Annotated in this window: 18 protein-coding genes; 17 read left to right on the top strand and 1 reads right to left on the bottom strand. The window is 63.7% G+C overall.

From position 1 onward, the window contains the following. Positions 1–59: 59 nt before the first annotated feature. The 11 genes from clpX to AACI_RS09030 all read left to right on the top strand — a co-directional run bounded on the left by clpX (position 60) and on the right by AACI_RS09030 (position 14,009). Complete coding sequence (gene clpX / locus AACI_RS09080; RefSeq protein ID WP_008340896.1) at positions 60–1,331, top strand: ATP-dependent protease ATP-binding subunit ClpX; 1,272 nt, start codon at positions 60–62, stop codon at positions 1,329–1,331. Between the two features lie 98 nt (positions 1,332–1,429). Next, positions 1,430–3,106 carry an ATP-dependent protease LonB gene (lonB, locus tag AACI_RS09075; protein ID WP_012811145.1) on the top strand — a complete coding sequence of 559 codons (1,677 nt, stop codon included), beginning with the start codon at positions 1,430–1,432 and terminating at the stop codon, positions 3,104–3,106. Positions 3,107–3,192: 86 nt separating this feature from the next. Then, entirely contained in the window at positions 3,193–5,628 is a 2,436-nt protein-coding gene (lon, locus tag AACI_RS09070) for an endopeptidase La (RefSeq protein ID WP_012811144.1), read from the top strand. After that, positions 5,625–6,287, top strand: a complete 663-nt coding sequence (gene yihA, locus AACI_RS09065; protein ID WP_012811143.1) for a ribosome biogenesis GTP-binding protein YihA/YsxC — start codon at positions 5,625–5,627, stop codon at positions 6,285–6,287. The genes lon and yihA overlap by 4 nt, the downstream gene beginning before the upstream one ends. A 124-nt stretch (positions 6,288–6,411) precedes the next feature. Continuing rightward, positions 6,412–7,767 carry a glutamyl-tRNA reductase gene (gene hemA / locus AACI_RS09060; RefSeq protein WP_012811142.1) on the top strand — a complete coding sequence of 452 codons (1,356 nt, stop codon included), beginning with the start codon at positions 6,412–6,414 and terminating at the stop codon, positions 7,765–7,767. A 14-nt stretch (positions 7,768–7,781) separates the two neighbouring features. Continuing rightward, the gene (gene ccsA / locus AACI_RS09055) at positions 7,782–8,573 is read left to right on the top strand and encodes a cytochrome c biogenesis protein CcsA (protein ID WP_245530520.1); all 792 of its coding nucleotides are present in this window, start codon (positions 7,782–7,784) and stop codon (positions 8,571–8,573) included. Between the two features lie 19 nt (positions 8,574–8,592). After that, a complete protein-coding gene (gene hemC, locus AACI_RS09050) occupies positions 8,593–9,510 on the top strand; it encodes a hydroxymethylbilane synthase (RefSeq protein ID WP_012811140.1) in 918 nt (305 codons plus the stop codon). 1 nt (position 9,511) lies between these two features. Continuing rightward, complete coding sequence (locus AACI_RS09045; RefSeq protein WP_012811139.1) at positions 9,512–10,255, top strand: uroporphyrinogen-III synthase; 744 nt, start codon at positions 9,512–9,514, stop codon at positions 10,253–10,255. Positions 10,256–10,260: 5 nt separating this feature from the next. Next, positions 10,261–11,241, top strand: a complete 981-nt coding sequence (hemB, locus tag AACI_RS09040) for a porphobilinogen synthase (RefSeq protein ID WP_012811138.1) — start codon at positions 10,261–10,263, stop codon at positions 11,239–11,241. A gap of 12 nt (positions 11,242–11,253) precedes the next feature. Then, on the top strand, positions 11,254–12,561 hold the full coding sequence (hemL, locus tag AACI_RS09035; protein WP_012811137.1) for a glutamate-1-semialdehyde 2,1-aminomutase: 1,308 nt from the start codon (positions 11,254–11,256) through the stop codon (positions 12,559–12,561). 110 nt (positions 12,562–12,671) lie between these two features. After that, complete coding sequence (locus AACI_RS09030; RefSeq protein WP_012811136.1) at positions 12,672–14,009, top strand: hypothetical protein; 1,338 nt, start codon at positions 12,672–12,674, stop codon at positions 14,007–14,009. Positions 14,010–14,087: 78 nt separating this feature from the next. On the opposite strand, the gene AACI_RS16590 is transcribed toward AACI_RS09030, so the two are convergent. Beyond that, positions 14,088–14,249 carry a hypothetical protein gene (locus tag AACI_RS16590; protein WP_012811135.1) on the bottom strand — a complete coding sequence of 54 codons (162 nt, stop codon included), beginning with the start codon at positions 14,247–14,249 and terminating at the stop codon, positions 14,088–14,090. A 132-nt stretch (positions 14,250–14,381) separates the two neighbouring features. Between AACI_RS16590 and AACI_RS09025 the strand changes: the two genes are divergently transcribed. The 6 genes from AACI_RS09025 to AACI_RS09000 all read left to right on the top strand — a co-directional run bounded on the left by AACI_RS09025 (position 14,382) and on the right by AACI_RS09000 (position 23,847). Next, entirely contained in the window at positions 14,382–14,918 is a 537-nt protein-coding gene (locus AACI_RS09025; protein ID WP_012811134.1) for a hypothetical protein, read from the top strand. A 279-nt stretch (positions 14,919–15,197) separates the two neighbouring features. After that, the gene (locus tag AACI_RS09020; RefSeq protein ID WP_012811133.1) at positions 15,198–17,843 is read left to right on the top strand and encodes a valine--tRNA ligase; all 2,646 of its coding nucleotides are present in this window, start codon (positions 15,198–15,200) and stop codon (positions 17,841–17,843) included. 14 nt (positions 17,844–17,857) lie between these two features. Further along, positions 17,858–19,156, top strand: a complete 1,299-nt coding sequence (locus AACI_RS09015; protein ID WP_012811132.1) for a bifunctional folylpolyglutamate synthase/dihydrofolate synthase — start codon at positions 17,858–17,860, stop codon at positions 19,154–19,156. A gap of 15 nt (positions 19,157–19,171) precedes the next feature. Further along, on the top strand, positions 19,172–20,563 hold the full coding sequence (murC, locus tag AACI_RS09010) for a UDP-N-acetylmuramate--L-alanine ligase (RefSeq protein ID WP_012811131.1): 1,392 nt from the start codon (positions 19,172–19,174) through the stop codon (positions 20,561–20,563). Between the two features lie 271 nt (positions 20,564–20,834). Next, positions 20,835–21,824, top strand: coding sequence for a 3D domain-containing protein (locus AACI_RS09005; RefSeq protein WP_012811130.1), 990 nt, complete (start codon positions 20,835–20,837; stop codon positions 21,822–21,824). 223 nt (positions 21,825–22,047) lie between these two features. Continuing rightward, on the top strand, positions 22,048–23,847 hold the full coding sequence (locus AACI_RS09000) for a phospholipase C (protein ID WP_245530518.1): 1,800 nt from the start codon (positions 22,048–22,050) through the stop codon (positions 23,845–23,847). Positions 23,848–23,965 lie beyond the last annotated feature (118 nt).

The raw sequence follows: 23,965 nt of genomic DNA, 5'->3' as shown, positions 1-23,965 counted from the left end.
CGGATGCCTTTGCCTTGTGCGGCCGGTGTGGTAACCTCGTAACAGGAGGGGAACGAACCATGTTCAAGTTTAACGAGGAGAAGGGCCAACTGAAGTGCTCCTTCTGCGGCAAGACGCAGGAGCAAGTGCGGAAGTTGGTTGCTGGCCCCGGCGTATATATCTGTGACGAGTGCATCGAGCTGTGCAACGAGATTGTCGAGGAGCAGCTCGGTGAAGACGACGAGTTCGAGCTGAAGGATGTGCCGAAGCCGACCGAGATCAAGGCGGTTTTGGATCAATATGTCATTGGTCAGGAGCATGCGAAGCGGGCGCTGTCCGTGGCGGTGTACAACCACTACAAGCGCATCAACGCGGGCTCCCAGAAGAACGACGACGTGGAATTGTCAAAGAGCAACATCTTGCTCATCGGGCCCACGGGCAGCGGCAAGACGTTGCTCGCGCAGACGTTGGCGCGAACGCTCAACGTGCCGTTTGCCATCGCCGACGCCACGTCCCTCACCGAGGCCGGGTACGTCGGCGAGGACGTCGAGAATATCTTGCTGAAGCTGATCCAGGCGGCCGACTACGATATCGAGAAGGCGGAGCGCGGGATCATTTACATCGACGAGATCGACAAGATTGCGCGCAAGTCGGAAAACCCGTCCATCACGCGCGACGTCTCCGGTGAGGGCGTGCAGCAGGCTTTGCTGAAGATTTTGGAGGGCACCATCGCCAGCGTGCCGCCGCAGGGTGGGAGAAAGCACCCGCACCAAGAGTTCATTCAGATTGATACGACGAACATCCTGTTCATTTGTGGAGGCGCGTTCGACGGTCTGGAGACCATCATCAAGCGCCGGCTGGGCAGCAAGGTCATCGGGTTTGGTGCGGCGGGATCGGCTTCGAGCGAGACGAAGGATTCCGCCATCCTGCAGCATGTGTTGCCGGAAGATCTGTTGAAGTTCGGATTGATTCCGGAGTTCATCGGGCGCCTGCCCGTGATCGCGACGCTGGATGCCCTCGACGAAGAAGCCCTGAAGCGCATCCTCACGGAGCCGAAGAACGCCATCGTCAAGCAGTTCCAAAAGCTGCTGGACATGGACAATGTCGTGCTCGAGTTTCACGAGGACGCGCTCGAGACCATCGCCAAAGAGGCCATCCGGCGGGGCACCGGCGCACGCGGGCTGAGGGCCATCATCGAGTCCATCATGCTCGACGTCATGTACGAGTTGCCCTCCCGCGATGACGTGCAAAAGTGCATTATCACGAAGGCCGCCGTGCTGCGCGAGGGACCGCCCATTGTCCTCCGCAAGGACGGCACGGTCATCCCGTTCCAGCGAGAAGAGACCGCCTGATGGCGGTTCCGGGCCAGCCCCAGAGGGCTGGCTTTTCGTTTATCCCCCTTCCTGCAGGGCAATACTGCATAGCGCAGCAGGAAGAGGGAGGGATCCGGATGACGGCCAGTATTCTGGCAGCCGTGCAACTGTTCTTCGCGCTCGTGATCGGGATGTATTTTTGGAATTTGCTTCGCACCCAGAATCAGAGCCGACACGCCATCGAGCGCGAGTCCAAGAAGGAGCTGGAGAAGCTGCGCCGGATGCGCGCCATCTCGCTTACGGAGCCGCTCGCGGAGCGCACCCGACCGCAGAGAATTGACGATATCATCGGCCAGCAGGACGGCGTGCGCGCGCTTCGCGCGGCGCTGTGCGGGCCGAATCCGCAGCACGTGATCATCTATGGACCGCCGGGCGTCGGGAAGACGGCGGCCGCTCGCCTCATTCTCGAGGAGGCCAAGCGGACGCCGGGCTCGCCTTTCAAACCGGACGCGAAGTTCATCGAGCTCGATGCGACCACGGCGCGCTTTGACGAACGTGGAATTGCCGACCCGTTAATCGGCTCCGTGCACGATCCCATCTATCAAGGCGCGGGCGCAATGGGGATTGCTGGAATTCCGCAGCCGAAGCAGGGCGCGGTCACGAAGGCGCACGGTGGCGTGCTGTTTATCGACGAGATCGGCGAACTGCACCCGATTCAGATGAACAAGCTGCTCAAGGTGCTCGAGGATCGGAAGGTGTTTCTCGAGAGCGCGTACTACAGCAGCGAGGACACCAACATCCCGGTGCACATTCACGACATCTTTCAAAATGGCTTGCCCGCCGATTTCAGGCTGGTCGGGGCGACGACGCGATCGCCGGAAGAATTGCCGCCGGCGCTCCGTTCGCGCTGCGTGGAAATCTTCTTCCGCGCCCTCACGCGTGAAGAGATTCGCCAGGTGGCCGAAGGTGCGGCGGATAAACTGGGCATGCCGCTCGAAGAGGGTGTGGCGGACACCGTCGCCGACTATGCCACCAACGGGCGCGACGCGGTCAACCTCGTCCAGATGGCGGGAAGTCTCGCGATGCTCGAGAAGCGAGCGTCTATTCGGCGCGAGGACATCGAATGGGTCGTCGAGTTCAGCCGTCTCACGCCCCGACCGGACAGGAAGGTCGCGGACAAGCCGCAGGTGGGCGTGGTGAATGGCCTCGCGGTGTACGGACCACAACTGGGCATGCTGCTCGAGATCGAGGTCACGGCAACCCCCGCCCCGGGTGGAGACGGCCGCCTGATCATCACTGGACTCGTCGAGGAGGAGACGATTGGAGGACGGGATCGGTCCATCCGGCGGAAGAGTATGGCCAAGTCCTCGCTGGAAAACGTGCTGACGACGTTGGAGCGTTTGTACGGCATTCGGGCGTCCGACTACCACCTGCACGTGAACTTTCCAGGCGGCGTGCCCGTGGATGGGCCGAGTGCGGGCGTCGCCATGGCGGTGGCGATTTATTCGGCCGTCCGCATGGAACCTGTGCTGCATACCGTCGCCATGACGGGGGAACTCTCCATTCTGGGCTTGGTCCGACCGGTCGGCGGCGTGACGGCCAAGATCGCCGCGGCGGCGGAAGCAGGTGCAAAGGTGGTGCTGATTCCCAAGGCGAACTGGCAGGAGTCCTTCCGCCATCGCGCGGATATCCAGGTGGTCCCCGTCGAGCGGCTGGAGGATGTGCTGCGCCTCTCGCTGGTGGGCGGCCTCGACGGTCATGGCGTCCGGCCCGACGTCGCGGCGGCCATGATGCAGAAACCTCTGGCGCAATGAGCGTCGCCTCATGGCGCGTTCGACTTTGCCGCGGCGATTGGATACAATGAAGGGCATCGTCAGGGAGAGAGTTCGGAGGTGGGGGCATGGCGACCGAGGGGCATTCGGTGCCAGAGACCAAGGACGTATATCCGCTGTTGCCACTCCGCGGGCTGCTCGTGTTCCCGGGCATGGTCCTGCACTTCGACGTCGGTCGGCCGAAGTCAGTCCGCGCGCTTGAGCAGGCGGTGTCGAACGACCACCTCATCGTGCTGGCTTCCCAGGAGGACGGACAGGTGGACGATCCGTCCTCCGATGACCTGTACCGGGTCGGCACGCTCGCGCGCGTGAAGCAGATGCTCAAGCTGCCGAACGGGACCATCCGCGTCCTTGTCGAGGGATTGAAACGCGCTGTGGTTCGCGAGTTCATCTCCGAAGAGGAATCCTTCACGGTGCGCGTGGAGACGTACGATGAGCCGGAGGAGGTGCCCACCACGCCGGCCATCGAGGCGATGCGGCGCTCGGTCACCCAGCAGTTCGAGCAGTACGTGCGGTTGTCCCGCAAGCTCGATCTCGACACGTACGCGACGGTCGTCGACATGTCGCACCCGGGCCAGTTTGCGGACGCCGTGGCATCACACCTGCCCTTGAAGGTGCGGGAGAAGCAGGACATCCTCGAGGCGTTCGACATCGAGAAGCGCCTCGAGCGCCTTCTGCAGATCCTCTCGGATGAGCGCGAGGTCCTGGAGCTCGAGCGAAAGATCCACCAGCGCGTTCGCAAGCAGATGGAGCGAACGCAGAAGGAGTACTATTTGCGCGAGCAGATGAAGGCCATCCAGCGGGAGCTCGGCGACAAGGAGGGGCGCCAGGCCGAGGTCGACGAACTGCGGGAGAAACTCGCGGCGAAGCCCATGCCCGACGACGTGCGGGATCGGGTGGAAAAGGAAATCGCTCGCCTGGAACGGATTCCGCCTGCATCGGCGGAGGGCACCGTGGTTCGCAATTACATCGAGTGGTTGCTTGCGTTGCCTTGGCTGGAAGTGGCGAAATCCACGGCGGATGTCGCACGGGCAGAGCGCATCCTGAACGAGGAGCACTACGGCCTCGACAAGGTCAAGGAGCGCATCCTGGAATTCATCGCCGTGCAGGCGCTCACCGACAAGCAGGCCGGCCCCATCATCTGCCTGGCCGGACCTCCCGGCGTGGGGAAGACGTCTCTCGCGCGATCCATCGCGAAGTCGCTCAAGCGGCCGTTTGTGCGCGTGTCGCTCGGAGGGGTGCGGGACGAGGCCGAGATCCGCGGCCATCGCCGGACCTACATCGGTTCCATGCCCGGGCGCATTCTCCAGGGCATGCGCCAGGCCGGCGTCATCAACCCCGTGTTTTTGCTCGACGAGATCGATAAGATGGCCAGCGATTTCCGCGGCGATCCGGCCTCGGCCATGCTCGAGGTGCTCGATCCTGAGCAGAATCACGCGTTTTCCGACCACTACATCGAGATCCCGTACGACCTGTCCAATGTACTGTTCATCACGACGGCCAACAACATCTACCAGATCCCTGCGCCGCTTCGGGATCGCATGGAGATCATTCAGCTCTCGGGTTACACGGAGATCGAAAAGCTCCACATTGCCAGGGAGCACCTGCTGCCGAAGCAGCGAGCCGCACACGCGCTCAGGGGAGACCGCATCCGCATTTCGGACGATGTGCTGCTGGAAATCATCCGGCACTACACGCGTGAGGCAGGCTTGCGACAGTTGGACCGGCAGTTGGCAGCCGTCTGCCGGAAGGTGGCCCGCACGGTGGCGGCGGGCGAGGCGAAGCGCGTGACGGTCACGAGCGCGGTGCTGCAGTCGTATCTGGGGCCTCATAAGTACGAGTTCGGCGAGATGGAGAAGGAAGATCAGGTGGGCGTCGTCGCGGGACTTGCGTGGACGGAGATGGGCGGGGATCTGCTGCTCGTCGAGGTTTCTATTGTTCCTGGGTCTGGAAAACTCGTGCTGACGGGCCAGCTTGGCGACGTCATGAAGGAAAGCGCGCAGACGGCCTTATCGTACGTGCGTTCACGCAGCCGGGCCCTTCGCCTTCCGCCCGACTTCCATGAAAAAGTCGATATTCATATTCATGTTCCAGAGGGTGCCATTCCGAAGGACGGGCCTTCCGCTGGCATCACGATGGCCACCGCCCTGGTGTCCGCGCTCACGCACGTCAAGGTGCGCCATGACGTGGCGATGACGGGCGAGATCACGCTGCGCGGCCGGGTGCTGCCGATAGGAGGGCTCAAGGAGAAGAGCCTTGCGGCTCACCGCGCTGGCATCCGGACCATTCTCATCCCGAAGGGAAATGTCAAGGATCTGGACGACGTGCCGGATCTGGTGAAATCTGAAGTGGAGTTTATTCCCGTCTCCCACATGGACGAGGTCTTGCGCCTGGCGCTGGTGGACAATCCGCTCGATCACGCCGGGGGTTCGCTGGCCGACGAACCTTGGTGGGCCGACATGTGGTCGGACAGCCGATTCGGAGGAGGCGAAGCGCACCAGTGATCATTCGGAGTACGGAACTGGAAGCGACGACCGTTCGGCCGGATCAGTGGCCAAAGACGATGCTGCCCGAATTCGCATTTCTCGGCCGGAGCAACGTGGGGAAATCCACGTTGCTCAACCGCCTGCTGAACCGGAAGCAACTTGCGCGCGTCTCGTCGCAGCCCGGCAAGACGCGCCAAATCAATTTCTATCTCATCAATCAGTCGTTTCGATTTGTCGATCTTCCCGGCTATGGCTACGCCGCAGTCAGCAAACAGGAGCGGCAGCGGTTTGCGGCGATGATCGACCGATATTTGAACGACCGCGAGTGCCTGCGCCGCATCTTTCATCTCATCGACATCCGGCACGAGCCGACCAAGGACGACGTCGCGGTTCATGCGGCGCTGCTCGAGCTGGGCGTGCCCGTCTCGGTGGTGGCGACGAAGGCGGATAAAATCGGGAGAAGTCACGTCCCAAAGCACGTGAAGGTCATTCGGGACACGCTTCGCACGCCCGTCGACATCTGGCCGGTCTCCGCCGAGAAGCGGACGGGGCTGGAAGCGTTATGGGCAGTGATGGAGGGCGATCTCGCGGAACCAGGCACGTCCGACGCCCCGGGCGAGTCGCCCGATCCCGCCATCCCCTTCACCGCGGCGGATCAAGAGGAACGACAGACGTGAGGACCGGGCCGCTCAACCATTGGACCCTGTCAACGTTCAAGGGAGCGTCACACGCAATGGACTTCAGCCCTTGGGCAGGCGCTCCCGCTGCTATATAATGTGATAGGACATGGGGGTGAGGTGCGTGAACATCTTCGTCGTGGGACTGAGCCACAAGACTGCGCCCGTGGAACTGCGTGAGCGCGTGAGCCTCGGTGAAGCCGAGGTTCGTCACGTTTTGACGCAGCTCCGCGATTCGCGCACCGTGTTGGAGAGTGTCGTGGTTTCCACGTGCAACCGTCTCGAGATCTACGGCCTCGGCCCGAGCGCACGAGCGGGCTCCGATTTTGCGCTGGCCGCCGTCGCAAAAACCACCGGCGTGGATCGAGACGTGCTCTGGCGATACGCCTACGTCCGTGAAGGGGAAGACGCGGTACGGCGCGGCATGCGGGTCGCTTGCGGCATTGACTCGGTCGTATTTGGCGAGACGCAGATCCTGGGCCAGATGCGAGACGCGTATCACCTGTCGCTGGAAGAGGGCGCGACAGGTTCCGTATTCAACCGACTATTCCGCGAAATCATTCATGTGGGCAAGCGAGCGCAGACGGAGACGTCCATCGGGCGAGAAGCCGTGTCCGTGAGCTACGCCGCTGTTCAGTTGGCGCGCAAGGTGCTCGGGGAGCTTCACGACAAACAGGTCGTCGTGATCGGCGCCGGTCACATGGCCGGACTCGCCGCGCGCCACTTCGGCGCGCAACAGCCGAAGTCGCTCCTCATCTTCAATCGGACGCTGGAAAGGGCGCAGGCGCTCGCAGCCGAAGTCGGCGGTGGCGCACGCCCCCTCGACGAGGACGGGATCGCGCAGGCACTAGCGCATGCAGACGTGGTGCTCACGGCCATCGGCCGAGGGCGCTACGTGGTGACCAGGGAAATGGTCGCGAGCGCGATGATGTCACGCCGCGGTCGCCCTCTTGTCATCCTGGACATCGCCGTGCCGCGCGACGTGGATCCCGAGGTGTCGAGCTCCACGTCGGTCTATCTGTACGACGTGGACGACCTCGAGGGTGTCGTCGCAGCGAATCTGGAGGAGCGGGCTCGTCAGGAGGCTGCGGTGGAGGCGATGATCGACGAGGGCGTGCGCGCCTTCTCGCAGTGGCTGGCGGAGCAGGAGGTCGTGCCTGTGATTGCCGCGCTTCACCGACGGGGGGAGGCCATCGAGCGCGAGGTGATGGCGAGTCTCCTTCGCAAACTCCCGCACCTCACCGAGCGGGATCAGAAGGTCATTCACAAGCACATGATGAGCATTGTTCACCAGCTGCTGCGGGAGCCGGTGAAAAACGTCAAGGAGTTGTCGCTGCAGTCGGGCGATCCAAGCTACGCGGAGACGCTCGCCGCGCTGTTTGGCTTGGAGCCGGAAACGAGTCACAACCGCGTTCGGGTCGAGTGGGGACAAGGCTCTTCCTATGCGGCCGACGCTGCCCGGCGGCCGGCGCTCTCCTAGGGTGAGCGATGGACATGGGGACATGGTATGTCCTGAGCATGGTCGCGTATGCGCTGGCGCTCGTGTGGTCGGGCTGGTCCTTCGCGCAGGCGCGGCCCTCGTCTCCGCGCATCGGCTATGGGTTGTTTGTGGCGGCCTTCGCACTCGTTACAGCTGTGTTTCTCGCGCGCTTGGCTTCCCTGCGTGGCGCGGCGGACTACTCTCGTGGCGATCTCGCCCTGTTCATCGCGTGGCTCATGATCACCGTCACGGTGGCGATGGGGCGCGGCGGCGCGTCGAGCCCGGTGGCCTTGTTGTTGAACGCCGTGGGTTTTGGCCTGGCGCTTCTGGCGGGAGGCCTGCAGGCGCAGTCGAGCGCGCCGTTTCTTCCCGCGTCGAGCCTCCTCGCACTCCACGTCGCGCTGGCGGTGCTCGGGGACACGGCCTTTGCGTTCAGCTTTTCGTTTGCGCTCATGCACCTCGTGCTTGAGGAGCGCCTTCGCCGGCGCCTGTTCGACCGCTGGTATCTGCACCTGCCTTCGCTCGCCACGCTCGACAGCCTGGCGCTGTTTGCGAGCGCGACGGGGGCAGGTTTGCTGTTTCTCGCCATGGTGACTGGACTCTGGTGGGGCGATAGGGTTCTTCACCAATGGCTTCTGACATGGCCCAAGTTTATGGTGACTGCGTTTTGCCTCATGCTATATGTCAGCTACTTGGTCTGGCGCATGCGCCGGAGAGTTGCGACGCGTGCCATGATGGTGTTTCAGGTCATCTGCTTTGTCGTGGTGCTCTCCAATCTGCTGTTTGTCGGCGGAAGGCTGCCATGACCCGAGGGAGGATGGTTGGTTGCGGACCTTACGAGTCGCGACGAGGCGGAGCGCGCTCGCGCTCACGCAGACGAACCATGTGGTGGATCTTTTGAAGCAGGTGGCGCACGGCGTCGAGTTTGAACTCGTGCCCATCCGGACGCGCGGCGACGAGATCGTGGATCGAGCGCTGTCCGAAGTGGGGGGCAAGGGGCTGTTTGTCGCGGACATCGAGGATGCCCTTGCCACGGGGCAGGCTGATCTCGCGGTGCACAGCCTGAAGGACGTCCCCTTCGAGTTGCGCGACGGCCTCACCATCGGGGCCGTGCCGCCCCGCGAAGATCCGAGGGATGCCCTCATCAGTCGGACGGGCCAAGGGCTGTTCGATCTGCCGCCAGGAGCTCGCGTGGGGACGAGCAGCCTGCGCCGACAGGCGGCCCTCCGCCGTCTCCGGCCGGATCTCTGCGTGGAGACCCTTCGCGGCAACGTCGACACGCGGCTCCGGCGGCTTGAGGAGGGGCAGTTTGACGCCATTGTGCTCGCGGCGAGCGGGCTGCACCGCCTGGGGCTTGCGGAGAGGATCACGGAGTACCTCCCCGTCGATCGATTCGTCCCCGCGGTGGGCCAGGGCGCGCTTGCCATTGAATGTCGAGCCGAGGACGACGAGGTGATGCGCCATCTGGCCGCCATCGCAGATCCAGATGCCACACGCGCGGTAGAAGCGGAGCGCGCCTTTCTCTCGAGGCTCGAGGGAAGTTGCCAGGTGCCCATCGGCGCCTACGCCGAGCCCGTGGGGCACGAGCTGCGCCTCATCGCGTTTGTCGCCGATCCATCCGGGATCCATCACCTGCAGCTTGAGCGAACGGGGGACGAGGCGCGGGCGCTCGGCGTCGCGATGGCCGAAGAGATGCTTCGCCAGGGCGCCGAGGACTGGCTCAAACCTGGGCGAGGTGGTTGAGATGCCGCGACCGGGCGTCATCGTGACGCAGTCCGGCGATCGCGGTGCCGCCCTCGCCGCGGCGCTCTGCGATCGCGGCTTTCGCGCGGAACACCTGCCGCTCATCGAGACGGTGCCGCTCGCCGAGGCTGTCTCACAGCTCGCAGAAGTCGCGGCGGGCGACGACGCGTGGGTGTTCACGTCGGCCGCGGCCGTCCGGGCCCTCGCGTCTCACGCACCGGCGGTGGCGCGGCTTCAGGCGGCGCCAGCCGCCTTTGCGCTCGGATCCGCCACGTGGCGGGAACTCCGAGCCGTCGCGCCGCACGCCGTGCACTTTCCCGGCGTGCGCGGCGCGCAAGAATTCGCAGAGCGGCTCGTCGAGGTGTGTCCACCGTCGCTCGGCTTTATCTTCCCGTGCGGGCGCCTGGCCCTCGAGGTGCTGCCCGAGGAGCTTCGCCGTGCGGGGCGCCGGGTGACCGAGTGGACCGTGTACGACACCGTCCTCCGGACGGAGGCGGCGGATCGATTGGCGGAGCGCTCGGGCGAGATCGTCGTCCTGTTCAGCCCGTCCGCCGTGTCCGCCATCGCGGCGCATCCCTCGAGCGGCCGCATGTTCGCGCCCGGGCGTTTCACGTGGCTGCCGTTCGGCGGCACCACCGCCCGCGCGCTCGACCATCTGGGCATTCAACACCTGGAACCTCCGGCCGAGCCTTCGCATGAAGCGCTGATTCACCATCTCGAGACTTTGTATCCTTTGGGAGCGTGATCGACATGAGCCAGTTTCGCCGCCACCGGCGCCTGCGCCGCACACCGTATCTGCGCGATCTTGTCCGGGAACACCGCGTCCACGCGGACGATCTCGTGTATCCCATGTTCGTCGAGGAAGGCCTTCGGGGGACCTCGCCCATCCAGTCCATGCCGGGCGTCTCGCGCTATGGGCTGGACGCGCTGCGCAGGGAGATCGCGTCGCTGTCAGAACTGGGGCTGAAGTCGGTGATCCTCTTCGGCATCCCGCGCGAGAAGGACGAATTTTCCTCCTCCGCGTACCATGAGCACGGCGTGGTGCAGGAGGCCATCCGCGCCATCAAGGCCGAAAACCCGGATCTCGTCGTCATCACGGACGTGTGCCTGTGCGAGTACAATCCGCTTGGCCAATGCGGCCTCGTCCGGGATGGGAAGATCGTGAACGATCCGACGCTTGAGCTGTTGGCCAAGACCGCCGTGTCGCACGCGCAGGCGGGCGCGGACATCGTGGCGCCTTCCGACATGATGGACGGCCGCGTCGCGGCCATTCGCGAGGCGCTCGATGCGGGCGGCTTCGAGGACGTCATTGTCCTGTCGTACGCGGTGAAATACGCGTCGTCGTTTTACGGCCCGTTCCGAGAAGCGGCAGACTCGGCGCCGCAGTTCGGCGATCGCAAGAGCTACCAGATGGACCCTGCCAACGGCCGTGAAGCGATGCGGGAGGCGAGATCGGACCTTGAAGAAGGAGCCGACATGCTGATGGTGAAACCGGCGCTCGCGTACATGGACGTCACGGCTCGCCTGCGCGCGGCGTTCGACGTGCCTATCGCGACCTACAACGTGAGCGGCGAGTACAGCATGGTCAAGGCGGCGGCTCAACACGGTTGGATCGACGAAAAGGCGGTCGTCATGGAAATGATGACGTCGTTCAAGCGCGCGGGCGCAGACTTGATTCTCACGTATCACGCGCCGGACGTGCTCCGCTGGCTGCGGGAAGAGGCGCGCTGAGGAGGGGTGGACATGGTCGGGGAGCGATCGAAGCAGGCCTTTGAACGGGCGCAGCGGGTGCTGGTGGGAGGCGTGAATTCGCCCGTCCGGGCGTTCCGCGCGGTCGGCGGCACGCCGTATTTCGCCGATCACGGCGAAGGGCCGTACCTTTACGACATCGACGGCCACCGTTACATCGACTACCTGATGAGCTGGGGGCCGCTCATCTGGGGCCACGCGCACCCAAACATTGTGCGGGCGATCGCTGAGACGGCAGCGCGCGGGACGAGTTTTGGCGTACCCACGGAACTCGAGACGGAGATGGCGGAGGAGATCGTGGAGCTCGTGCCCTCGGTCGAAAAGGTGCGCATGGTTTCAAGCGGCACCGAGGCGACCATGAGCGCCATCCGCCTGGCCCGCGCCGCCACGGGGCGGACGGCCATCGTCAAGTGCATCGGCTGTTACCACGGGCACGCCGACTCGTTTCTGGTCAAGGCCGGATCGGGCGTGGCTGCGCTCGGCCTGCCGGATTCTCCCGGCGTGCCTGCGTCCGTGGCGGAGCGCACGCTGACGGTGCCCTACAACGACGCGGACGCCATGGAGAAGCTGTTCGCCGATCGCGGCGACGAGATCGCGGCCGTGATCCTGGAGCCGGTGGCGGGCAACATGGGGTGCGTGCTGCCTCGGCCGGGGTACCTGGAGGCCGTGCGCGAGATCACGCGCCGCCACGGTGCCCTTCTCATCTTCGACGAGGTGATCACGGGCTTTCGGGTCGGCCTTGGCGGGGCGCAGGCGCGGTTCGGCGTGCTGCCGGATCTGACGACGTTCGGCAAGGTCATTGGCGCCGGGTTGCCGGTGGGGGCCTACGGCGGGCGCAGAGACCTCATGGCGCTCGTCGCGCCCGAGGGCCCGGTGTACCAGGCGGGCACGCTCTCCGGGAATCCGCTTGCCATGGCGGCAGGTCTCACGTCGCTTCGCATGCTGAAGCGGGCGGCGGCCGAAGGCGCGTACGAGCGCCTCGAGTCGTACGGCCGCAGGCTTGTGGAGGCGTTCTGCCGACTCGCCTCGAATTACGGTTTGCCCGCGACGGGGCACGCCATTGGCGGGATGTTTGGTCTATTTTTCCATGACGGCCCCATCGTGGACTTCGAGACGGCGAAAGCCTGCGATCAGGCGCTCTACGCCGACTTCTTCCGCGAGATGTTGGCGGAAGGCGTGGCATTTGCGCCCGCTCAGCTCGAGAGCGGCTTCATGTCGATGGTGCACGGCGAGGCCGAGATCGAGAAGACCATCGAGGCCATGGAGCGTGTCTTTCCACGCATCGCAAATCGGAGGCGGTGAGGCGCAAACTGGACGGTGATGGCCCTCTCGAACCGCGCCCCCATCGACATATCTCGCGGCCGCGGGACATAGATTGGTGGTGGAATCCTGCGGTTTGAGGAGGGGCTCGAATGTCCGAAGTTTCGCGCGAACTCTTGATTCGGCTGCCGGTCGATCAAGAAGTCTACGCCGAACAAGTCGCCTCCGGCGATGTGGTGCAAGATGCGACCGTCGCGACGGAAATCGTCGCGTTCGATCAGGACCGCGATACGTACCAGCTTGAGGGCGCGATTGTCTTCGCGGCCTACGTGCAGAAGGCGTCGAGCGGCGACGTGGTCCATGTTCATCAGCGGCTTCCGTTTTTGCTGCGCGTGCCCGTGTCCGCGCAGCAGGCCGGGGTGCTGAACGTCAAGAGCCGGCTCGCCGGCGTACAGCTTGAGGTGTCGGGCGACGCGTGGCTCCATTTGGGCGGTTGGCTCGAGGTGCACGGGCTGAACGGATCCAAGGGGTACCTATTCCGCTGCGGCGCTCAGGAAGTCCAGGAGATGTTCCCGGTCGAAGGAGCCGGGAACTCCGCGAACGACATCCCTCTCCAGGTGACAGCCGACGTGGCGTTCGAGCCTGCGTTGCGCGGCGAAGCGCACGAGGAGACGGACCCGGGCGTGAAGGTCCAGTCTGCGGTCGAGGCGGTGAGCGAGGCGCGCGGTGGGGCGGAACCCGCGGATGAATCCACCGGAGGCGCGGAAGAAGCGTCTCCATCCGTTCAGCGCGATCTCGCCGAGTTTGACCGGTTCTTGCCGGAAACAGGGCCCGCGGAAGTGACGGGAGAGGACGGATCTCAAGAAACCGCGGATGCGTCGGACGTCTCGCCGGTGTCGGCGTCGCAGGCTCCCGTGGCCTCCTTTGAATTCGTGCATCAGGCGGACGACGTGGTGTTCGAGGCCGCGAGGGATTCGGAGGCTCCCGCGACCTCGCAGGAGGAGCCCAGCGTTTCAGAGCGATCCGAAGATGTCGCGGAGGTTCGGGCCGAGACCCACGTTCTGGGCGAGGAGCAGGAGGTTGTCGCGGCGGATCCGGCTCCGAAGGTCTCGTTCTTCGCGTCGGCTCGGGACGAGAAGGCCGAGGTTTTCGCCCAGCAGGAAGTCGGTGTCGAAGCGCAGGTGTCGGTCGAGCGTGCGGCCGAGCTCGGACAGGGCGATGCGGCGCGCCACGAGAGCGAGGCGCCAAAGCCGCAGAACAAGAAGCTGTGGTCGTTCGTCGACTTCAACGCGCCTGAACCGCGCCATACGCTGCGTTTCGTGATCGTGCTGGAGCACGAGACCTTGGAGACCGTGGCGGAACGTTGTGGTTGTTTGCCGAGCGAGCTCGAGCGAGCCAACCCCTGGCTTCAGGGACAACTGGAGCCTGGGATGGCGCTTTTGGTGCCCGAGCGGCGCGTGACCATTCACAAAGTCGTGCAACTCAATTGAGCAACCCATGCACAAGGGAACGGGCGGGAATCGTGGCCGAGGTCGCGGTTCCCGCGTTTTTTGTGTGGATGTGCGCCGTCATGGAACGCCGATGAACATGAGGAAGAAGACGAGAAACAAGAGCATGAGGATCAGGAGATCGAGCGCGCTTGGCCAGAAAATGGCGCGGAAGAACAGCAGCAATATGGCGAGTGCGAGCAGCAGCTTCACGAAGCGGAGCAAGTTTTGAAACAACCCCACGGGGCCGACCTCCTCACTGAGCCGATACATGTATATGCGGCCGTTGGACGGAGTGGTCTCCGAGTATGCAGACGGCGTTCAATCTGATAACATAGGGTCGTCCACATTCGCGGCAGGTCTGGAGGAAGTCGGTTGGAGGCGACAACGAACGCTTGGAAGACGGGCGTGTGGCGCGGCTGGTACTGGCGGTTCGACCTGTTGACGGTCGTCGCGGTCGCAGCGCTGGAGTGCATCGTGTACTACGCGTCCGGGGGCAAGTACTCGTTTTTCTTCTCGGCTGAGCTCGGCACGCTCATCGCCGTCATCGCAGTGGTTCAGCGCGCTAAGGAGAAGCGGAGCCTGAACGGCCTCGCAGTGGCCGCGGTGAGCTATCTGTTGGGCTTTTTGTTTCAGTACACGCTCGGCTACGCCGAGACCCGGGTTATCATCGCGCACGGAGAGGAACGCGCCTTCCTCTTGCAAAACGCGATGACCTTTGCCATCGCCCTGATCTTTGCATGGGTGTACGGTTGGAGCACGGACTGGTCGGAGCGGCGCAGAGCCCAGCTTGCGGCCGAGCGAGCCCAGAAGGAGGCCGAAACGCGGCGGGCGGAAGGGGACGAGAGGCCGCGCGTGCGCATCCACCGAAAGAAGAAACGCCGCGGGCGAGGTCGGCGGCCGAAATCTTGACAACCAATTCCCAGGTTGCGTACTATACGTACCAGATCCCATACGCCAAGGCGAAGAAGGGAAGGAGTAGGGCGTCGCCGGTTGTCCAGAGAGGGCGGGCAGAGTGCTGAGACCGCGCCCCTTCCGGCCGCTTGAAGGTCGTCCTGGAGCCGTGCCGGTCATCCCGTTATCGATGTTCGAGTGCCCCGGGCGGTTTAGCGCGGGGAATTCAGGTGGTATCGCGGAGCCCTCCGTCCTGAAGGACTGAGGGCTCTTTTCCATGAGACGAGGAGGATTCACATGACCGAACGAACGCTCTCCACGGTGTATGATCCCAAATCCGTCGAGTCGCGTATCTACGAGGTGTGGGAGCGCGGTGGCCACTTCGCCCCTCGCGATGGCGCCCGAGGGACCTTTTCCATCGTCATGCCTCCGCCGAACGTGACGGGCGTTCTCCATCTCGGCCATGCGCTCGACACCACGCTGCAGGATATCGCCACGCGCTTTCGCCGCATGCAAGGGTATTCGACCCTGTGGGTCCCCGGCACGGATCACGCCGGGATCGCCACGCAGGCGCGCGTGGAGCAAGCGCTGCGCGAGGAGGAAGGGAAGTCGCGGTACGACCTCGGGCGAGAGGCGTTTGTGAAGCGCGTCTGGGCGTGGAAGGAGCAGTACGGCGGCACCATCACCAGCCAGATCCGTTCGCTTGGCGCTTCGTGCGACTGGTCCCGCGAGCGGTTCACCATGGATCCCGGTCTGTCGCGCGCCGTCCGCGAGGTGTTTGTCCGACTGTACGAGGAGGGCCTCATCTATCGCGGCAATCGCATCATCAACTGGTGCCCCCGCTGTCGCACCGCGCTCTCCGACATCGAGGTGGAGCACGTCGAGGAGCAAGGCGTCCTGTACCACGTCCGCTACCCGCTCGAGGACGGCTCCGGCGATCTCGTCATCGCCACCACCCGGCCCGAGACCATGTTCGCTGACGTGGCCGTCGCCGTGCATCCGGACGACGATCGCTACGCGTCGTTCGTAGGGAAGACGATTCGGCTCCCCCTGTCGAATCGCGCCATTCCCGTCATCGCCGACAGCTACGTCGAGCGGGATTTCGGCACCGGGTGCCTTAAGATCACGCCCGCGCACGATCCGAACGACTTCGAGGTCGGCGAGCGGCATGGTCTGCCGGCGCTCGTCTGCCTCGACCAGGACGGGCGCCTGACCGATCTCGCCGGGCGGTTCGCCGGCCTTTCGCGCGAGGAGGCTCGCGCGCGGGTGATCGAGGCCCTGCGCGAGGAGGGTTATCTCGTCAAAGAGGAGCCGCTCGATCACGCCGTGGGCCACTGCGACCGCTGCGGCACCGTCGTCGAGCCGTATCTGTCGGAGCAGTGGTTCGTTCGTATGGAGCCGCTTGCGCGAGACGCGCTGGAGCGCGCGCGCAGGGGAGAACTCCAGTTCCTGCCGGGTCGGTTCATGAAGGTGTTCGAACAGTGGCTCACGAACGTGCGCGACTGGTGCATCTCCCGCCAGCTGTGGTGGGGCCATCGCATTCCGGCTTGGTACTGCGCGTCGTGCGGGCAGGTGTCCGTGTCCCGAGACGATCTCGACCACTGCCTGCACTGCGGATCGGCGGACGTGAAGCAGGACGAGGACGTCCTTGACACCTGGTTCTCTTCGGCGCTCTGGCCGTTTTCCACCATGGGATGGCCCGAGCATACGCCCGATCTCGCCCGCTTCTATCCGACGAGCCTGCTCGTCACGGGCTACGACATCTTGTTCTTCTGGGTGGCGCGCATGGTGTTCATGGGCGTGCACTTCACGGGCAAGATGCCGTTTCAAACGGTGCTTTTGCACGGCCTGCTGCGGGACGCGAAGGGCCAGAAGATGTCGAAGTCGAAGGGCAACGGCATCGATCCGATGGACGTGATCGACAAGTACGGCGCGGACGCGCTCCGCTTCATGTTGGCGTCGAACACCGTCCTCGGCAACGATCTTCGTTTTTCGTGGGAGAAGGTCGAGGGCGCGCGAAACTTCCTGAACAAGCTCTGGAACGCCGCTCGATTCGTGTTGATGAATGTGGAAGATGGCTTTTCGCCTCAGCCGCTCGAGGCGCAATCGCTCGATCTCGCCGATCGCTTCATCCTGCACCGGCTGGGCGAGACCATTCGCCGCGTCACCTCGGCGCTCGAGGAATACGACGTGGGCGAGGCGGCGCGCGCGGTGTACGAATTCACGTGGGACGAGTTCTGCGACTGGTACATCGAATTCGCCAAGATCAATCTGTACGGCGATCGCGAAGAGAAGAAGCGGCAGACCCAGTCGGTGCTTCTCACCGTCCTCTCGCGCGTGTTGGCACTGCTCCACCCCTATATCCCGTTTGTCACGGAGGAGATCTGGCAGGCGCTGCCGAACACTACAGGTATGTTGATCGACGCCGCGTGGCCGGAGGCGGCGGATCTGCCGGAGGACGAGCGCGCCGTGGAGCAGATGCGCGTGGCGATGGACGTCATCCGCGCAGTGCGGAACGCGCGCTCGGAGCTCCAGATTCCGCCGAAGACCTCCGTACCCATCGTGATCGCGTGCGATTCGGAACGCGTTCGGGGCGTGGTGGACCAGGTCACGGATATGATCGTCCGCTTCTGCAACGCGGAGCGCGTCGAAGTGGGGGCCGGGACCGAGGCGCCCAAGCAGGCCGCGGTCCAGGTGGTCACCGGGGCGAAGATCTACATCCCGCTCGCCGGCCTCATCGATATGGACGCAGAGCGCGAGCGGCTGAAGAAAGAAGCGAGTCGCCTCAAGGCTGAGGTCGAACGCTTGGAGAAGAAACTCGCGAACGAGAACTTCGTCCATCGCGCGCCTCAGGAGGTCGTCGCCCAGGAGCGGGAGAAGCTCGCCGACTATCGGGCGAAGTTGCTGACGGTCGAGGAGCGCATGGCGTCGCTCGAGGGGTAAAGGGCGGAGCGCACATGCAGTACGAGGAAGCCGTTCGCTACATCAGCACGCTCCGGCGGTTCGGCATGAAGCCCGGTCTTGACCGGATGCGTCGGATTTTGTCGAAGTTGGATCATCCCGAAAGCGATTTGTGTTTCTATCATGTCGCCGGCACCAACGGCAAGGGCTCCGTTTGCGCGATGCTCGCGGCGATGCTGACGGCTCTGGGGTACCGCACCGGGCTGTACACGTCGCCCGGCCTGGGTGGCTTCAATGGGCGAGTCGCCATCGACGGCGCGCCGATTTCCGAGCCGGAGTTCGCCGAGCACGTCGAGGCCGTGCGTCGCGCGTCCGATACCTCCGATCCGCCGACGGAGTTTGAAGTGCTGACCGCGGTCGCGCTGCTCGCGTTTCGGTCTGCGGGCGTCGAGCGGGTGGTCTGGGAAACGGGGCTCGGCGGCCGCCTCGACGCCACGAACGTGGTGTGGCCGCACGTGACCGCCATTACCAACGTGTCCTACGATCACGTCGAGATCCTCGGACCGACGCTCGTCGACATCGCGCGGGAGAAAGCGGGGATTGTGAAGCCAGGCGTGCCCGTAGTCACCGCGTGTGCCGATGGCGCGTACCGTGTGATAGAGCGCACGGCGGCTCGCAGGGGATCGAGGCTCGTAAGCGTCGGGCGAGACGTGCAGTTCACCATCACGGGCGCGGGCGTTCGCCTCCGCGGCGCCTATCGAGGACTGTTCCGCGATGCGCCGTCCGTTCGCCTGGGCTTGTGTGGTGAGCACCAGGCACAGAACGCCGCTGTGAGTCTCGCGATGCTCGAACTCGGTGAAGGGCGGATCGCCGAAGCGAACTGGGAGCGCGCGCTGGCGTCCCTCGAGCGCGTGCGGTGGCCGCTCAGATGTGAAGTGTTTGACGTCGGCGGCCGCCTCGTCGTGATCGACGGCGCGCACAACGAAGAAGGCGCGCGCACACTCGCCCGCGCGCTTCGGCGCCTGGGAAAAGGAGTTGGCGCGAACGGGTGGCGCATGGTCTTCGCGGCGTTTGCCGACAAGGACGTGCGGGGCATGTTGGCTCAGATGCTGCCCTTGGCGTGCGACGCGCTGATGGTGCGCTCCCCTCATCCGCGGGGCGCGGACCCTCGGGCGTTGGCGGCGCTCGCGTGCGAGATTCGGCCTGATCTTTCGATTCACGTGATGTCGTCGATCGAAGACGCGGTTCAGGAGGCGCTGGATCACCCGGAGCCGATTGTGGTCTGGGGAAATTTGTATATGGCGGAGTTGGCGCGGAACACTATCATTGCACTTGGAGCAGAGGAATGGCAGTAAAGGACGGTGAGGCGCGTGCGCGGTTCGGAACATGTGCACTTCGTCGGGATCGGCGGCTACGGCATGAGCGCCATCGCGCGAGTGATGCTGGATCTGGGATATCAGATATCGGGATCGGATGTGTCTCGTCACGAGCTGACGGAAAAGCTCGCCTCGCGCGGGGCGACGGTGTACTACGGACATCGGCCGGAACACGTCGAGGGCGCGGACATTGTCGTCCACAGCACGGCCGTCAAACAGGATAACGTGGAGCTCCAGGCGGCGCGGGCGCTCAACATTCCAGTGATTCACCGGAGCGAAATGCTGGCCCGCTTGATGGACGATCGCGTCGGCATCGCGGTGACGGGCGCCCACGGCAAGACGACCACGACCTCGATGATCGCGTTTGCGATGGAGCAAAACGGCCTCGACCCGACGTTCATTGTCGGTGGCGTCGTGGCGGATCTCGGGGACAATGCGAAGGCAGGCAAGGGGCCATTTGTCGTCGCGGAGGCCGATGAATCGGACGGGTCGTTTCTTCACTATCGGCCGGCGATCGCGGTGGTCACGAACGTGGAGCCGGATCACCTCGAACATTACGACGGAAAGTTCGAGAACCTCGTGCGAGCGTATGAGACGTTCATCCGCCAGATCCCGTCGGAGGGCCTCTTGGTGATGTCCGCGGATGACGACAAGCTCCGCGAACTGCGGTCCGCTGCGCGGTGTCGAGTCGTGACGTACGGATTCGCGGAGGATGCCGACATCACCGCGCGCCATGTGGAACTGGGCGATCGCGCCTCACGGTCCGACGTGTTGGTGAACGGGAAATTTGTAGGAACGCTCCAGCTCGCTCTGCCCGGCAAGCACAACGTTCTGAACGCGCTTGCCGCCATCGCGGTCTGCATGGAGGTCGGGCTCTCGTTCGAGGCCGCGGCAGGCGCGCTGTCGAGGTTTCACGGTGCGAAGAGGCGGTTTCAGGTGGTGGCAGAGGTGGGGGACGTACTCATTGTCGACGACTACGCGCACCATCCGACGGAGATCCGCGCCACGATCGCCGCGGCGAAGTCCACGGGCAGGCGGATTGTGGCGGTGTTTCAGCCGCAGCGGTACACGCGCACGTTCTTTTTGTTCGAGGAATTCGCGAAGGCATTCGGAGAGGCCGACGAGGTCATCCTGTGCGACATCTACTCTCCGGCTGGGGAGCGGAAGATCGACGGCGTGTCCGCGGCGAGGCTCGCGAGCGAGATCGCGCGGATGAGCAATCCCCACACGCGCTACATCCCGACGCACGATGACGTGATCGAGTACCTGGTCCAAAGTGTGCGTCCGGGCGATCTCGTCTTGACCATGGGCGCGGGGGACGTGTGGAAGGTGGCGAAGGGCCTGGCGGGCATCCTGCAGATCCCGGAGCGACAGGCGCTCGTGTGAAGCGGGCTTCGGCTCGAGAGGCGGCGAGGTCGGTGAAGCCGATCGCGCCGCCTTTGTCGATTTTGCGCGAAAATCTCTGCAGTTGCGTCGACATGTTTCCTGTCCATCCGCCATAGCCTTTTCTATAGACTAGAGTCAAGCTTTCAGGCTGCCGAGAAAGCGGCGGCGAATGCGCTTACAAAACGTGGTTTGCAATCCCGCCGCGATCTCGTTATACTGTCCGCAGCCCGACCCCCTATCCGTGAGGGAGAAAACGGAAAGAGGTGAGGGAGTGCGTCTACCAAAGTCGAAAGCCGTGGTGGCGGCCGTGGCGGCTGCAGCCATGGGCTTTGGAGGTGCAGGCACGGCAGTCGCAAGCACCTACAAGACCATCACGGTGTCAGACAATGGGCAGCGCAAGGTGTTGCGTGGGTTTTCGACCGGAACCTTGGAAGAATTCATGGAGCAGCACGGAGTCCACATCGGAAAAAGGGACCGCGTCAGCCCGGCGCTCGATAGCTCAGTCGTTAATAACGAGATCGTGACCATCGAGAGTCCCAAGGAAGTGACCTTGGACGTCGAAGGGAAGACGGAAACGGTCTTTACATTCGCAAAGACCGTGGGAGAGCTCTTAAAGGGCGAACACATCGAGCTCACGCCGCACGATCGGATGAACGTCAAGGCGACCGACGCGATTCGGCAAGGCGAGACCATCGAGATTCACAGTTACGTGACGGAGACCACCACCGAGACGCAGGATATACCGTTTCAGACCATACGTCGCACCACGATTGAACTGCTTCGAGGGCATGTCCAGTACGTGACGCACGGTGTGAAAGGGTTGCTGCAAGTTCAGACGACGCGCGTCTATCGGGATGGCAAATGTATTGCCACGCGGGTGGTCAAACGGATCGTGCGGGAACCCATCGATGCGGTGGTCGAGGTTGGCACGGCCGAACCGAAGCCTGTGCAGGCGACGCTCGCCACGAGATCGGCCAATCCCGATCCGGGGCTCATCCGCGAAGCGTTGACGGTTGTGGCCACCGCGTATGTGGCGGGTGGCACGACCGCCACGGGTGTGCCGGCCGAACCGGGCGTCATCGCGGTGGATCCGCGCGTGATCCCGCTTGGATCGCGGGTGTACATTCCTGGGATCGGCGTGTGCATCGCCGCTGACACGGGATCGGCCATCGTGGGTGACCGGATCGACATTTGCATGGCCTCTCTCTCACAGGCGGACGCGTGGGGGGCTCGCACCATCACGATTTACGTTCTGGGGTAAACCGCGAGCGGTATAGGGGTAAGGGTGATGCGGGGGCTCACTGCCCCCTCTTTTTTTTGCCAAAGTGAAGCTTGAAATGTGACCTCTTTGCCGAATACCAAATCTTTTCGCTCCCTTCACCTGAGATTCATAGGCTTTCAACAATTCCCGGTTACATTCGGCTCGTGGCACCAATTGGGGAGGGGGTTCACCCACTGTGAAAGTCAGACGATGGTCTCCTGTCTTGGCGACATCCGTGGCCTTGCTCACGGCGATGGCCCCGCAGGCGCTCGCCAGCGACACGGTCGCGCCGTCCGCCAACACGGCGACACCGATTCACCATCTGGTGGTCATCTTTGACGAGAACGTATCCTTCGACCACTACTTTGGTACGTATCCGAACGCCGCAAATCCCTCAGGCGAGCCGCCGTTCTACGCGGCGCCTGACACGCCGAGCGTCAACGGCCTTTCGGGCAGTTTGCTCACCAACAACCCGAATGGCGCGAATCCGCAGCGCCTGGATCGTTCGAAGGCCGTGACGCCGGACATGAACCACAACTACACGCCTGAGCAACAGGCGGTCGACGGCGGTCGCATGGACAATTTCATCAACACCGTGGGCCGGGGAAATCCAATCGATCTCGACTACTACGACGGCAACACGGTCACCGCGCTGTGGTACTACGCGCAGCACTTCGCGTTGAACGACAACGCGTACTGCACGCAGTACGGGCCGTCCACGCCAGGCGCCATCAACCTGATCTCGGGCGATACGGCAGGCGCGACGGTGTATTCGTCCAATCAGACGACGGGCACGGCGCAGGTGTTACAGCCGGGAAGCAAAAACTTCCCCACGAATGCCGTCACCCAGAATGGCGTGGATATCGGCGACATTGATCCCTACTACGACAGCGCCTCCAAGGGCATGACCATGGCCATGTCCGGCAAGAACATCGGGGACCTTCTGAACGCGAAGGGCGTCACGTGGGGCTGGTTCCAAGGCGGCTTCGCCAATCCCAACGCGAAGGACAACAACATCGCCGGCACCGACGAGACCACCGACTACAGCGCGCACCACGAACCGTTCCAGTATTATGCGTCCACCGCCAATCCCAATCACCTGCCACCGTCCAGCGTGTCGATGATCGGCCGGACGGACCAGGCGAACCATCAATATGACATCACGGACTTCTTCATGGCGCTTCAAAACGGAAACATGCCAGCCGTCAGTTTTCTGAAGGCGCCAGAATACGAGGACGGCCACGCAGGTTACTCCGATCCGCTCGACGAGCAGCGATGGTTGGTGCAGACCATCAACCTGATTGAGGCGTCGCCGGATTGGTCCTCGACCGCCATCATCATCACCTACGACGATTCGGACGGTTGGTACGATCATGTCATGCCTCCGCTCGTCAACGGTTCGAACGATCCGGCTGTCGACGTCCTCGGAGGCAAGCCGGTGCTGCAGAACGGCACGGACCGCGCGGGTTATGGCCCCCGCGTGCCCTTCCTGGTCATTTCGCCGTATGCAAAGCACAACTTCGTGGACAACACCCTGATCGATCAGACCTCCGTGCTCAAGTTCATCGAGCAAAACTGGGGACTCGGTTCGCTCGGGCCGGCGTCCTACGACACCCTGGCCGGATCGTTGATGAACATGTTCGACTGGCACCTGAACAATCCGCCCGTCTTTCTGGATCCCACGACGGGTGAGCCCGTGACACCGGACGCGCAGCCGCAGATCGTCCATGGTTTGACGTATCTGAGCTTGAACCACTACGCGCAGAACCTCGACGTCATTCTGCGCGAGGCGAAGGGTGTGGCCCGTTTCTCGTACCAAGGGCACGATGTCGCCATCGACGAGCGCTCCGGCAAAGTCACGGTCGACGGTGAACCGGTTCACCTGAAGGCGCCTCTGATTCGCTCGAACGGCGTGTGGATGGTGCCGGTGGACGAGATCGATCCGCTCATCGGGGCGCAGATGCACACGTACACCGCCGGGAATCTCACGTTCTATCTCTTCTCTCCAGAGGACACCGATTGAACCTCTCGCCCCTCGCGCGCGTCTTTTGAACAGAGGGTTCGCGCGGAGGGGCTTTCCCCTACCGAATCTCTCGATTTTTGCATACCGCCTACTTCCGGCTCATAGACTAGCCGTGATC

Origin of the sequence: Alicyclobacillus acidocaldarius subsp. acidocaldarius DSM 446, from assembly GCF_000024285.1 — a bacterium.
GTDB classification, from domain to species: Bacteria; Bacillota; Bacilli; order Alicyclobacillales; family Alicyclobacillaceae; genus Alicyclobacillus; species Alicyclobacillus acidocaldarius.
The sequence above is the reverse complement of the archived record's forward strand: the minus strand, read 5'-3'. Positions and strand labels throughout refer to the sequence as shown.